Annotated in this window: 10 protein-coding genes; 6 read left to right on the plus strand and 4 right to left on the minus strand. The window is 69.1% G+C overall.

Features of this window, described 5'->3' with window-relative positions; translation table 11 throughout:
- Positions 1-58 precede the first annotated feature (58 nt).
- From JHD82_RS13515 to JHD82_RS13525, 3 genes are all read left to right on the plus strand, one after another.
- Positions 59-1,693: an alkaline phosphatase gene (locus tag JHD82_RS13515; protein WP_012206831.1), complete on the plus strand. Its 1,635-nt coding sequence runs from the start codon at positions 59-61 to the stop codon at positions 1,691-1,693.
- A gap of 137 nt (positions 1,694-1,830) precedes the next feature.
- Entirely contained in the window at positions 1,831-3,060 is a 1,230-nt protein-coding gene (gltS, locus tag JHD82_RS13520; RefSeq protein ID WP_071956542.1) for a sodium/glutamate symporter, read from the plus strand.
- A 23-nt stretch (positions 3,061-3,083) separates the two neighbouring features.
- A complete protein-coding gene (locus JHD82_RS13525) occupies positions 3,084-4,727 on the plus strand; it encodes a phospholipase D family protein (RefSeq protein WP_199136938.1) in 1,644 nt (547 codons plus the stop codon).
- 16 nt (positions 4,728-4,743) lie between these two features.
- Here the strand turns inward: JHD82_RS13525 and JHD82_RS13530 are convergent, their stop codons facing one another.
- A complete protein-coding gene (locus JHD82_RS13530) occupies positions 4,744-6,066 on the minus strand; it encodes an NAD(P)/FAD-dependent oxidoreductase (protein ID WP_013801159.1) in 1,323 nt (440 codons plus the stop codon).
- Positions 6,067-6,463: 397 nt separating this feature from the next.
- Between JHD82_RS13530 and JHD82_RS13535 the strand changes: the two genes are divergently transcribed.
- Genes JHD82_RS13535 through JHD82_RS13545 form a run of 3 tightly spaced genes read left to right on the plus strand, consistent with a single transcriptional unit; the run spans position 6,464 to position 7,880 of the window.
- Complete coding sequence (locus tag JHD82_RS13535; RefSeq protein ID WP_012206835.1) at positions 6,464-6,739, plus strand: ParD-like family protein; 276 nt, start codon at positions 6,464-6,466, stop codon at positions 6,737-6,739.
- On the plus strand, positions 6,736-7,542 hold the full coding sequence (gene map, locus JHD82_RS13540; protein WP_199136940.1) for a type I methionyl aminopeptidase: 807 nt from the start codon (positions 6,736-6,738) through the stop codon (positions 7,540-7,542). Before JHD82_RS13535 ends, map begins: the two co-directional genes overlap by 4 nt.
- A 2-nt stretch (positions 7,543-7,544) precedes the next feature.
- The gene (locus tag JHD82_RS13545) at positions 7,545-7,880 is read left to right on the plus strand and encodes an SMR family transporter (protein ID WP_012206837.1); all 336 of its coding nucleotides are present in this window, start codon (positions 7,545-7,547) and stop codon (positions 7,878-7,880) included.
- Positions 7,881-7,907: 27 nt separating this feature from the next.
- On the opposite strand, the gene JHD82_RS13550 is transcribed toward JHD82_RS13545, so the two are convergent.
- The 3 genes from JHD82_RS13550 to JHD82_RS13560 all read right to left on the minus strand — a co-directional run bounded on the left by JHD82_RS13550 (position 7,908) and on the right by JHD82_RS13560 (position 12,836).
- Positions 7,908-9,554, minus strand: a complete 1,647-nt coding sequence (locus JHD82_RS13550) for an acyl-CoA synthetase (protein WP_012206838.1) — start codon at positions 9,552-9,554, stop codon at positions 7,908-7,910.
- Positions 9,555-10,025: 471 nt separating this feature from the next.
- Positions 10,026-11,498 carry a hypothetical protein gene (locus JHD82_RS13555; RefSeq protein ID WP_199136942.1) on the minus strand — a complete coding sequence of 491 codons (1,473 nt, stop codon included), beginning with the start codon at positions 11,496-11,498 and terminating at the stop codon, positions 10,026-10,028.
- 3 nt (positions 11,499-11,501) lie between these two features.
- Entirely contained in the window at positions 11,502-12,836 is a 1,335-nt protein-coding gene (locus JHD82_RS13560) for an SPFH domain-containing protein (protein WP_199136944.1), read from the minus strand.
- Between the last annotated feature and the right edge of the window lie 173 nt (positions 12,837-13,009).

Consider the following 13,009-nt stretch of genomic DNA (forward strand, 5'->3'; position numbering starts at 1 on the left):
CACCCAAGGCCACGCCCCGTCTTTCCCCGCTTTTTTGCGCCACCTGCCCCGAACCGCCATGCACCTGCCCTTCAGCGCCTCCGTCCCTGCACCGCGGCGCCAGTTTCTGGTCGGCTCGGGCCTGGCCACGGCGCTGGGCCAGTTGCCTGCCTGGGCCCGGCTGGGCGAGCGGCCTGCGCACAACCCCTTCACGCTGGGCGTGGCCAGCGGCGACCCCGAACCCGACAACGTGCTGCTGTGGACGCGGCTGACGCCACCGCTGTCCCAGCTGGGCGAGACCGACACCACGGCCATGCCTGCGCTCAAGATCCGCTGGGAGCTGGCGCACGACCCGCTGTTCCGCCACATCGTGCGCAGCGGCGAGGCCATGGCCCAGCCCGAATGGGGCCACGGCGTGCATGTGCAGGTGGGAGGACTGGCGCCCGACCGCTGGTACCACTACCGCTTCATGCTGGGACAGGCGGTCAGCGGCACGGGCCGCTGCCGCACGGCGCCCGCCCCCGGCAGCATGCCGCAGCGCCTGCGCCTGGCCTATGCCTCCTGCCAGCGCTGGGAGCACGGCTACTACGCGGCCTGGCGCCAGGTGGTGCAGGATGCGCCGGACCTGGTGATCTTCCTGGGCGACTACATCTACGAATACGCCACGCCCGCCATGACGCTGGGCCTGGCCCGCACGCACAACCTGCGCGCCGCGCAGACCCTGCAGGACTACCGCGACCGCTACGCCCTGCACAAGAGCGACCCGCTGCTGCAGGCCGCGCATGCCCTGTGCAACTGGTCCGTGGGCTGGGACGACCATGAGGTGGAGAACAACTACGCGGGCGACCAGGGCCAGGGCGATGCCGCGCGTTTCCTGGCCCGGCGCATGGCCGCCTGGCAGGCCTTCTACGAAAACATGCCGCTGCGCGCCAGTGCGCTGACGGGCGCCGGCGCATCGCATGGCGGCGGCGGACTGCAGCTGTACCGCAGCCTGCAATGGGGCCGGCTGGCCCGGCTGCATCTGCTGGACGGCCGCCAGTACCGCAGCGCCCAGGCCTGCCGCACCGAGGGCGAGGCAGACAAGGGCAGCGTGCGCCCTGCGCAATGTGCCGCCCTGTCGGACACGGCGCGCAGCTTCCTGGGCTGGACCCAGGAGCAGTGGCTGTACCGCCAACTGGCCGAGGACGCACGCCACCAGGGCAGCGAGGGGCCGCGCTGGAGCATCCTGGCCCAGCCCACCCTGCTGTCGGCGCACCGGCCGCCCTCGGGATCGCAGGCCACGGACAGCTGGGACGGCTACCCGGCCGCGCGCCAGCGCCTGGTGCGCCACCTCACGCCGGGCGCCCAGCCCACGCCGCGCAACAGCGTGCTGCTGGGCGGCGACCTGCACCAGAACTACGTCTGTGCCGTGCATGCCGATCCCGAGGCCGCGCCCGAACGGCGCAACCCCATCGTGGCCAGCGAGTTCTGCAGCACCTCGATCACCTCGCGCAGCGGCACCACACAGGCCAAGGTCGATGCCATCGTCGCCCACAACCCGCAGGTGCTGTACGCACGCTGCGAGGAACGCGGCTATGGCCTGGCAGACATCACGCCCGAACGCTGGACCAGCGAGCTGCGTGCCGTGGCCAACCCCATGCGCGCCGACAGCCGCATCTACACGCTGGCCCGCTTCACCGTCGAGGACAGGCGGCCAGGCCCCGTAGCCAGCTGACAGGGCACTGACGCAGGGCACGACCGAAGGGCACTTTCAGCAGGCCTCGGAATCAGTGGCTATCCTGACATCGCCCCCCCGGCATGCCGCCTATCGTATGGTGAGCTGCCTTGCCCGCCCACCAGAACACGGAAGCCATGCACCTGACTTTCAGCGCCTACTACACCCTGATCTTCGCCGCCCTCGTCCTTTTGCTGGGCAAATGGCTGGTGCAGCACCTGCGCCTGCTGCGCGAATTCAACATCCCCGAGCCCGTGGCCGGCGGTCTGGTCGTCGCCGTCGCCCTGTTCGTGCTCAACCAGGCCCTGGGCTACACCTTCAGCTTCAGCAGCGAGCTGCAGATGGCCTTCATGCTGGTGTTTTTCTCCTCCATCGGGCTGAGCGCCAATTTCGCCAAGCTGCGCGAAGGCGGCCGTTCGCTGCTGCTGTTCCTGGCCGTGGTCGCCGTCTTCATCGGCCTGCAGGACCTGGTGGGCGTGAGCCTGGCCACGATGCTCGGGCTCGACCCGCTGTTCGGGCTGATCGCAGGCTCCGTCACCCTGACGGGCGGCCATGGCACGGCAGGCGCCTGGGGCCAGGTTTTCGAGCGCGAATACGGTATCCAGGGTGCAGTCACCCTGGGAATTGCCTGTGCCACCTTCGGACTGGTGATCGGCGGCCTGATCGGCGGCCCGCTGGCCAAGGCCCTGATCACGCGCCGCAGGCTTGCCGTGCACGACCCCGCAGCCGCCCCCGAAAAACAGCCCCCGCTGGGCGAAAGTGCAAGCCACGGCGGCTTCGAGAACCCCGAGCAGACGCGCCTGATCACCACCAGCGCCGCCATAGAAACACTGGCCCTGTTCGCAGGCTGTCTGGGCTTTGCCGAGTTCATGGCGCAGTTCACCGCCGGCACCCTGTTCTCCCTGCCCACCTTCGTCTGGGCGCTGGCAGGCGGCGTCGTGATCCGCAATACGCTGGACTATGTCTTTCACTTCCAGGTATTCGACCGGGCCATCGACGTCTTCGGCAATGCCTCGCTGTCCATCTACCTGGCCATGGCCCTGCTGTCGCTCAAGCTGTGGGAGCTGGCGGGGCTGGCGGCGCCGCTGATGGTGATCCTGGCGGCCCAGACCCTGGTGATGGGCCTGTATGCCGCGCTGGTGACCTTCCGCATCATGGGCAGCAACTACGATGCGGCCGTGCTGGCCGCCGGCCACTGCGGCTTCGGCATGGGTGCCACGCCCACGGCCGTGGCCAACATGCAGGCCATCACCAACCAGTACGGCCCCTCGCACAAGGCCTTCCTCATCGTGCCGATGGTGGGCGCCTTCTTCGTCGACATCGTCAATGCCACGGTGATCCAGCTGTTCATCCGCTGGCTGCACTGACCACCGCCAACACCGAACGCCCCATGCCCCTGCTGCGCCGCGCCCTTGCCACCACCCAGGCGCTCGTCCTGGCCCTGCTGCTGGCAGGCTGCAGCCTGCCGCCGCTGGCCGGCCGCAGCGAATCCACGGCGCTGCCGCCCGAGGCCGCACAGGCCACGCTGCTGGGCCAGGCGCTGGCACCGCTGCTGGACCAGCATCCGGGGCTTACCGGCATCCACGCGCTTTCCGATGCACGCAACGCCTACGCGGCGCGTGCCCTGCTGGCCCGCGTGGCCCAGCGCACGCTGGATGTGCAGTACTACATCTGGCGTGACGACACCACGGGCCACCTGCTGCTTGACGAACTGCGACAGGCCGCCGACCGGGGCGTGCGCGTGCGCCTGCTGCTGGACGACGGCGGCACGGCGGGGCTGGACACGCAGCTCAGCGCGCTGGACCGGCATCCGCAGATCGAGGTGCGGCTGTTCAACCCCTTTGCGCAGCGCACGCCCAAGGCGCTGGGCTATGTGACGGATTTCTCGCGCACGCAGCGGCGCATGCACAACAAGAGCTTCACGGCCGACAGCCAGGCCAGCATCGTGGGTGGACGCAACATCGGCGACGAGTACTTCGCGGCCACCGACGGCGTGCTGTTCGCCGACCTGGACGTGGTCGCCATGGGGCCGGTGGTGGCCGATATCGCGCACTCGTTCGACCAGTACTGGGCCAGCGCCTCGGCCTACCCCGTGGCCAGCCTGCTGCCGCCGCTGCCCGACTATGCGGTGGCGCGCGCCAGCGAGGCCCTGGCCACCGAGGTGCAGCGCCCCGAGGCCCAGGCCTATGTGCGCGCCGTGGCGCAAAGCCCGTTCACGCAAGAGCTGCTGGCCGGCCGCCTGCCACTGCAATGGGCCCGCACCACCCTGGTCAGCGACGACCCGGCCAAGGTGCTGGGCCAGGTGCCCAGGCAGGGGCTGCTGATCACCCAGCTGGCACCCGCCATCGGCCAGCCGCAGCGCCAGCTGGACCTGGTCTCGCCCTACTTCGTGCCCACCGAGGCCGGTGTGCGCGCCCTGGCCGGCCTGCGCCGCCAGGGCATTGCCGTGCGCGTGCTCACCAACAGCCTGGAGGCGACCGATGTGGCCGTGGTCCACGCCGGCTATGCCCGGTACCGGCGCCCGCTGATCGAGGAAGGCGTGCAGCTGTACGAGCTGCGACGCCAGATCGGCGAGCCGGACACGCCCGCCGCCGATGCAGGCGTGCCCCGGCAAGGCCCCCCGTCGCCCGCCGCGTCCTCGGGCGGGAAGTCGGGCGGGAAGGCGGGCGTGGGTTCGGGCAGCCGCCCCGGCAGCTCGGGCTCCAGCCTGCATGCGAAGACTTTTGCGGTCGATGGCGAGCGCATCTTCGTGGGCTCGTTCAACTTCGACCCGCGCTCGGCCCACCTCAACACCGAGATGGGCCTGCTGATCGACAGCCCCGAGATGGCTTCGCAGATGAGCCGCATGCTCGACCAGAGCCTGCCAGCGGCTGCCTACCATGTGCAGATCGATGCACAGGGCCGCCTGAGCTGGACCACGGAAAGCGGCACGCCGCCTGCGCCACTCACCACCACCACCGAGCCCGGCAGCAGTGCATTCAAGCGCCTGATGCTGCGCGTGCTGGGCTGGCTTCCCATCGAGGGGCTGCTTTGATGCCGGGCCCGGCCGCTCAGTCCAGCCGGATCGACGGGCGCAGGCGCGAATTCATCAAATCGATCAGCCACAGCAGCCCGCCGCGCCAAAAGCCGTAGATCCGCGCCTGGTGCGAGCGGTACAGCATGATGTGGCTCAGCATGGCCATGCGCCCGCGGATCACGCCGCCGTTGAACAGGCCGAATTTGCCCAGCGATCCATAGGCGTCGTAATGGGCCAATGACACCAGGGCACCAAAGTCGCGGTAGGCAAAGCCTTCGGGACGGAAACCCGGCTCCTTCAGCAGGCGCGGCAGCGTCTCCACCAGATAGCGGGCCTGCTGGTGCGCCACCTGGGCGGTGGGCGGCAGCGGCACGCTGGCGCCGGGCAGGGTGAAGCTGGCGCAATCCCCCACGGCGTAGACATGGGGGTCGCTGGTCTGCAGCTGGCCGTTGACCTTGAGCTGGTTGCCTTGCGTGGTCTCCAGTCCCAGCTGCGCCAGGAAGGCCGGGGCCTTCACGCCCGCTGCCCAGACGCGCAGGCCTGCGGGGACGAACTCGCCGCTGGCCAGAACGAACCCCTCTTCGCTGGCCGACTGCACGCGGCCGTTGACGATCACCGAAACGCCCAGGGCCTGCAGACGCAGGCGCGTGGCTTCGGAAATCTCTTCAGGAAAACCGGGCAGCAGGCGCGGCCCGGCCTCGATCAGCACGATGCCGAAGCGCGCGGCCTCGCCCAGCGCGCCGTATGCCCGGGCGCTCTCGGCCAGCTGCACCAGCTCGGCCGCCAGCTCCACGCCCGTGGCGCCGCCGCCCACGATGGCCACGCGCAACTGCTCGCCGCTGGTCATGCAGCGCACCATGCGCAAGCGGATCTCGCTGTTGAAGGCATCGGCCTTGCGGCGCGAGTCGATCATGAAGCAGTGCTCGTCCACGCCCGGCGTGCCGAAATCATTGGCGCCGCTGCCCACGGCGATCACCAGCCTGTCGTAGGCAATGCGCCGGCCCGGCACGATCTCGCGGCCATCGGGCGCCTCGATGGGGGCCAGCAGCACCTCGCGGGCCTCGCGGTCCAGGCCGCACATCTCGCCGGGCTGGTAGGCAAAGCTGGCGTCGCTGGCCTGGGCCAGGTAGGTGGTCTGCTGCTGGGCCAGGTCGCGCGTGCCGGCTGCAATGGTGTGCAGCATGGGCTTCCAGACATGGGCCGAGTCGCTGTCCACCAGGGTCACGGAGCCGATGGCGTCCGTGCGCCCCTTGCCCAGCGCCGTGGCAATCTCCAGCCCCGCCACGCCACCGCCCACGACGACGATGCGCGCGCCGCCCGATCCCGTTGCCGAACCCGCTTCTTGTTCCTTGCCCATTGCTGCTCCCTGCCGGAAGGCCCGGCCGGCCGCACCATGCGCCGGCTTGCAGGACATTCGCTTCCAGACAGTCTTGATTCTTGTCAGTTTGGGCAGCAGGCGACTTGCTAGGGGTAAGCCCCAGATCTGCAACAGATATCTGATAGAAGACCGCAGATCGCGCAAGGCCCAGTCTTGTACAGGACCGCTCTGCAGGAAAAACATCATCCCTGCCGGATGGCCAGCCGGACGTGATCATTGCGCTATCAACACAAGAGCATCCGCCCCGTCCGTCACGCAGCATGGACGACGACATGACGACCTGCATCTGCAGGCCTGCACGAATGCCCCGCCGCCGGGCCCGCGATTTGCGATTGTCAATATACGAAACGTATATTCCCCGTATGATCGCCACCCCATGGGAATCGTCAAAATATCCGACCAATTGCACGACCAGATCCGCCTGTCCAGCGCGGCCCTGGGTCGATCCATCAACGCCCAGGCCGAGCATTGGCTGCGTGTCGGCCAGCTGGCCGAACACCATCCCCATCTCGACTACGCAGGCATCTGCGCCCTGCTGCTGCAAGAGGCCGCGGCCACGCTGAAGCTGGGCGAGCCCGAGGCGGCACCGGCTCCCGCCGATACGGCAGCACGCCGCCCGCGCCCCGTGCGCCTGTCCGGAGGCCTGCAATGAGGGGCGCCAAGCTGCGCGGCGTTCCGCTGCACGATGCCCTCGATATCGGGCAATCACGCAAGGCCGGTGGCCTGGCCGCCCGTGTCCTGCAGATGCTGGTGCCCCACGTGCAGCCGGGCGTCAGCACCGAGCACCTGGACAAGCTCTGCCATGACTTCATCGTCGACGAACTGCGCTGCGTGCCCACCAACGTGGGCTACCACGGCTTTCCGAAGTCGGTCTGCACCTCGCCCAACCACGTGGTCTGCCACGGCATTCCCGACGCCCGGCAGATCCTGCGCGAGGGCGACATCCTCAATGTCGATGTGGCCGTGACCACGCCCGAGGGCTGGATCGGCGACACCAGCCGCATGTACTACGTAGGCCAGCCCTCCAACCAGGCGCGCCGCCTGGTAGAGACCACCTACGAGGCCCTGCTGGCCGGCATCCGCGCCGTGCGCCCCGGCGCCACGCTGGGCGACATCGGCCATGCCATCCAGACCGTGGCCCAGCGCGAGCGCTTCAGCGTGGTGCGCGAGTACTGCGGCCACGGCATCGGCAAGGTCTACCACGACGACCCCCAGGTGCTGCATTACGGCCAGCCCGGCCAGGGCATGGTGCTGGAGGCCGGCATGATCTTCACCATCGAGCCCATGCTCAACGCCGGCAAGGCGGCCACGCGCGAACTGGCCGACGGCTGGACGGTGATCACCAACGACAAGTCGCTGTCCGCCCAGTGGGAGCACATGGTGGTGGTGACCGACACGGGCTTCGACGTGCTCACACGCTGGCCCGAGGGCTCGGGCAGCTACGCGGCCATCTGAGCATGGCGTCCAACTACCTGTACCTGGGCCTGGCCATCGTCGCCGAGGTGGCGGCCACCTCCTGCCTCAAGCAGTCCGAAGGCTTCACGCGGCTGTGGCCCAGCGTGGTCACGGTCCTGGGCTACGCGCTGGCCTTCTACTTCCTGTCGCTGACGCTGCGCACCGTGCCCACGGGCGTGGCCTATGCGATCTGGTCCGGCGCGGGCATCGTGCTGATCTCCCTGGTCGGATGGCTCTGGCAGGGCCAGACGCTGGACCTGCCCGCGCTGGCGGGCATGGGCCTGATCGTGGCGGGCGTGCTGGTCATCCAGCTGTTTTCCAAGACGGCCGGACACTGAGCCGCTGCCCGCGCTGCGGCCCGGCCCTCAGCCCGTGATGGCCTGGACCGATCCGGCCTGCCGGCGCAGCTCGAACTTCTGGATCTTGCCCGTGCTGGTCTTGGGCAGCTCGCCAAAGACCACGGCGCGCGGCACCTTGTAGCCGGCCAGGTGCTTCTTGCAGTGGGCCACGATGTCTTCGGCCGTGGTCTGCGCGCCGGCCTTCAGCTCGATGAAGGCGCAGGGCGTCTCGCCCCACTTGGGATCGGGCTTGGCCACCACGGCGGCGGCCAGCACGGCCGGGTGGCGGTAGAGCACGTCCTCGACCTCGATGGACGAGATGTTCTCCCCGCCCGAGATGATGATGTCCTTGCTGCGGTCCTTGATCTGTATATAGCCGTCCGGATGCTGCACGGCCAGGTCGCCCGTGTGGAACCAGCCGCCGCGGAAGGCCTCGTCCGTGGCCTGCGGGTTCTTCAGGTAGCCCTTCATGGCGATGTTGCCCTGGAACATGATCTCGCCCATGGTCTGGCCGTCATGGGGCACGGGTTCCATGGTCTCGGGATCGAGCACGCTGGCCGAGCGCTGCAGGTGGTAGCGCACGCCCTGGCGGGAATTGAGGCGCGCGCGTTCGCCGATGTCCAGCGCATCCCAGGCTGCGTGCTTGGCGCAGACCGTGGCCGGGCCATAGACCTCGGTCAGGCCATAGACATGGGTGATGTCGAAGCCCAGCTGCTCCATGCCCTCGATCATCGACGCCGGTGGCGCCGCGCCTGCCACCATGGCCTTGACTCCGGCGGGCACTCCCTCCTTCATGGCGGCCGGCGCATTGACCAGCAGGCCGTGCACGATGGGCGCGCCGCAGTAATGCGTGACGCCGTGGTTGCGGATGGCGTCGAAGATGGCCTGCGCCTCCACCCTGCGCAGGCAGACATTGACCCCCGCGCGTGCCGCCACCGTCCACGGAAAGCACCAGCCGTTGCAATGGAACATGGGCAGAGTCCACAGGTAGACGGCGTGCTTGGGCATGTCCCACTCCAGCACATTGCTGATGGCATTGATGGCCGCGCCCCGGTGGTGATAGACCACGCCCTTGGGGTTGCCCGTGGTGCCGCTGGTGTAGTTCAGCGCAATGGCATCCCACTCGTCGGCAGGCAGCTGCCAGTCGAAACCGGCATCGCCACCGGCCACGAAGTCGTCGTAGTCCAGGCTGCCCACCTGCTCAGCGGCCGGGCCGTACAGCGCGTCCTCGACCTGGATCACCAGCAGCGGCGCGCTGCGCTGGCGCAGCTTCAGCGCCTTGGCCACCACGCCCGTGAACTCCGGGTCCACGATCAGCACCTTGGCCTCGCCGTGGTCCAGCATGAAGGCAATGGTTTCCGCATCCAGCCGCGTGTTCAGCGCATTGAGCACGGCCCCCGCCATGGGCACGCCGAAATGCGCCTCCACCATGGGCGGCGTATTGGGCAGCATCACGGCCACGGTGTCGTTCTTGCCCACGCCAGCCTTGTGCAGGCTGCTGGCCAGCTGGCGGCAGCGCGCATAGGTCTCGCCCCAGTTGCGGCGCAGCGTGCCGTGGACCACGGCCAGCCGCTCGGGATAGACCTCGGCCGTGCGGGCGATGAAGCCCAAGGGGCTGAGCGGCGCATGGTTGGCGCTGTTGCGCTCCAGATGCTGGTCGTAAATGTGGGTCATCGTGGTCTCCGGTTCGCTGGGTTTTCTGGTGAGATGCCCGCCTGCCGCCGCAGGCTGGCGAAACCTGAAGATATAGCAAGACAGGCTTACACAAGCTTGATGCGCATCCACCCGGCTCGCCACCGCACAGGCGCGGATAACCAAAGCGGCATGCATGGTCTTTGCAGGGCATCACAACTTTCAGAATTTCATGGAAATTGAAAATACCTATGCAGAGCAATCACTTGACCTGCCTGCAGACGCGCCCCAGCCTGTCCCCCAGGCGACTGCACAACCACAGTCCTCTATAAGACATCATTTATCAGATGACTCGGCCGCACGGCCCCGGCTTCACTCGTAGAATCGCCGCTTGGATTCGCCGGCCAGCACCGCTGGAAGGTGAACAAGGAGTTCCTAGAGGAGTCGCCTGGCAACGCTCCAGGCATCGTTGGAGACGAGCCTGCACCCCACCGGTGCAGGCTTTTTTTTGCTTCAGCGCAGGCTCAGGGACTGGCGCTTCCAGGCCGGGTCCTGCCAGCGCTGGAACAGCGGCAGGGCCGATACATCGCCGGTCACGCGCTCGGTGGCCAGGCCGTCCAGCCGCACCACTTCGAAGCTCTTGCGGTAGCGGCCCTGGCCACGGGCCTCGCGCGCCACCAGCATCAGCTGGCCGCCAGGCACCCAGCCCGCCCATTCGGCCACGCCGGTCTCCGGGGCGGTGGCGGCCGGGGGCAGCACGTCGGCCAGCCAGCCGCCTTCGGTCTTGCGCAGCACCCACAGTTCGCGCCAGCCTTCCAGCGGCTGCACGGCCAGGGCCACGGCCGTGCCCTCGCGGTTGGTGCTGGCCGATGCGGCCCATACCACGCCATAGGTGCAGCGGCGCAGCAAAGGCGCCTTGGCGCCGTGCTGGGCGTCCACCAGCAGCACGCAGGTTTCGCCGGCAGCACCGGGCTCGGTCAGCAGCGTCGGGCGGGCTCCGGCAGCAGGAGCCGCAGCAGCAACAGGCGACAGCGCCCAGCGCACGGCGCTCACCCGCATGGCCGCGTCGTTGTAGGCGCTCTGGTCTTCATCGGGCAGCTCGGACTTGCCGACGCCCGTGAACTCGGCCAGCGCCCGGGCGGCCGATGCCGCCACGGCAGGGTCGGCCATGCTCTTGCGCGCCTGCTGAAAGGCCAGCGCCGCCCACACGCTGGCGCGGCGCATCTGCACGCGGCCGCGCAGGTAGGGCGGCAGGCCGGTCACGTCCACGCGCTCCAGCACATCGGCCTGCCAGGCATGCATGCGGGCGCGCTCATGGGCCGGCAGATCGGGGTCCACGCATTCGGGCCGTGTCAGCGCCAGGGCGGCGCGGGCGCGCTGCGGCGCGTCGGCGGCGGGCATGGCCAGCACGCGGCGGAAGAATTCGCCTTCATAGCAGACCTGCATGCGGCCTTCGACCTCATAGGTCGCAAAGCGCAGGCCGTAGCCGTTGGCCACATCCAGGTGGGCCGACAGCGTGGCGCCCGAGGCCTTGCCGGGCGCCGCGGCGGAGGCGCGTCGCGCCAGCCGGTCGGCAAAGCCGCCCAGTGCGTCGAAGGCCTGCGCGCCTTCGGCGCCGGCCAGGGTCCTGGCGGGCGCGGCCTGCAGGTAGGCGGCCGCCAGGCCGATGCCCAGCGCCTCGGCACCGGGCGTGTCCTGCACGAAGCGCAGCACGGCCAGCAAGGCGGGGGCATCGGCCTCGGTCATGGCCACGCGGCGCACATCGCCGGCGCGGATGAAGCCGCCGCGCTCGCGCTTGTGGTCCCAGACCTGGAGGTAGTCCAGGCGTTCGCCCCTGATCTCCAGCACCTCGCCCTGCCACAGGCTGGCCTGCTGCTGGGCGCCATCGCGCGGCGCGGCGCGCAGGCTGGCCTGGTCCTGCACCACGATGGCGCTGCCCATGCCGGTGGCCAGCGCTGCGGCGGCCAAGGTCGATACGGTCAGCATGGCTTATTGCTCCTGAACGGCTGCGTTGGCATCTTCGGCCGCCACGGAGGCTGCGCCGGCCTGTGCATTGCGGCTGCCGCCCAGCAGGGCCGCGCCGATGAAGTCGCCATTGGTCGGCGGGGGCGCGATGATGACCTGGATCTTGTCCGAGAGCTTGTCGGCCAGCGTCTTCTGGATGAGCAGCGGGTAGCGCGTGACCAGGGTGCCTTCGCGCGCCATCTGCTCGGCGTTGACCTTGCCCAGGCGGTCCATGCGGAAGGCCTCGGCCTCGGCCAGCTTCTGGCGTGCATCGGCTTCGCCGTTGGCCTCGATGCGGCGGGCCTGGGCGCTGCCCTCGGCGGCTTTCACGCGGGCCACGCGCTCGGCCTCGGCCTCCAGCTGGCGCTGCTCGATCTGGCGCTGCTTGAAGGGCAGCACATGCTTCATGGCCTCTTCCTGGGCACGCGCCGCAATCACCTGCTCGCGTGCGGCGGCTTCGGCGGCCACTTCGCGGCGCACCTTGTCGGCATTGGCATCCAGCTCGGTTTCCTTGACGCGCTTGTCCTTGAGCTCCAGCGTGTAGCGCATCTTCTCGGAGGCCAGCTCCTCGGCCAGCAGGCTGTCCATGCCGCGGCGGTACTCGGCGGGCAGGTCCACCTTGCCGATCTGGATGCTGCGCAGCGTCACGCCGTCGGCCGCCAGGCGCGTGCGCAGTTCGGTCTCCATGATCTGGGCGATCTCGGCGCGCTTGGTCGAGAAGATTTCGCGCACGGTGTAGCGCGCAAACACCTTGTAGACCAGGCCCTGCACGGCGGGCTCCACGATGTCGCCGCCTATGTCCAGAGGAAGGTTGCCGGCCTTGACGGCGGGCGATGCGGGATCAAGCGCATAGCGCACGTTCAGGTCCAGGCCCAGGGACAGGCCCTCGACCGACTGCAGGGGTGCGCTGCCATTGGCCTGGCGCATGGCCTCCGGGCGGTAGCTCTGGTCGCGCAGGGAGAACACGCGCACCGTGTGCAGGCCCGGCACAACCCACACGCTGCCATCGCGCCACAGGCTGACGGAGCCCGTGAACTGGTTCAGGCGCACGCCCAGCGTGCCCTGCTCCAGGTGCTGCACGGGCGGGTTGCGCACCACCACCAGACCTGCCGCCACCACCACGGCACCGATGGCCAGCCAGCGCACGGTACGTGCCGTGGGCAGCAGCACTGCCCAGTCCACGGGCTGGCGGCGGGGCGCGTTGCCCGGCAGCGTTGCAGCATCGGACCCGGCTGCGGGCGCGGCAGAGCCGGCTTCGTCCAGGCGGGCGGACTTGCGGCCCGTCAGGGCCTGCATGATGCGGTTCCAGGTGGCTTTCATGGTGTTCTCTCTCTCGGCTGTGATGGCTGTTGTTGGCTGTTGTTGGCTGTTTCTGAGGCACCGGAAACAGGGGTGGCTCATTGAGGACCGATTGTTCGGATCCACCCCGGAAGCAACAACGCAGCGCACGGACCAAAGCGCTCACACCGGCAGCGCAAACGCTCCGGCCCCGG

The organism is Delftia sp. ASV31, assembly GCF_016428765.1.
In the GTDB taxonomy this organism is placed as follows: domain Bacteria; phylum Pseudomonadota; class Gammaproteobacteria; order Burkholderiales; family Burkholderiaceae_C; genus Comamonas; species Comamonas acidovorans.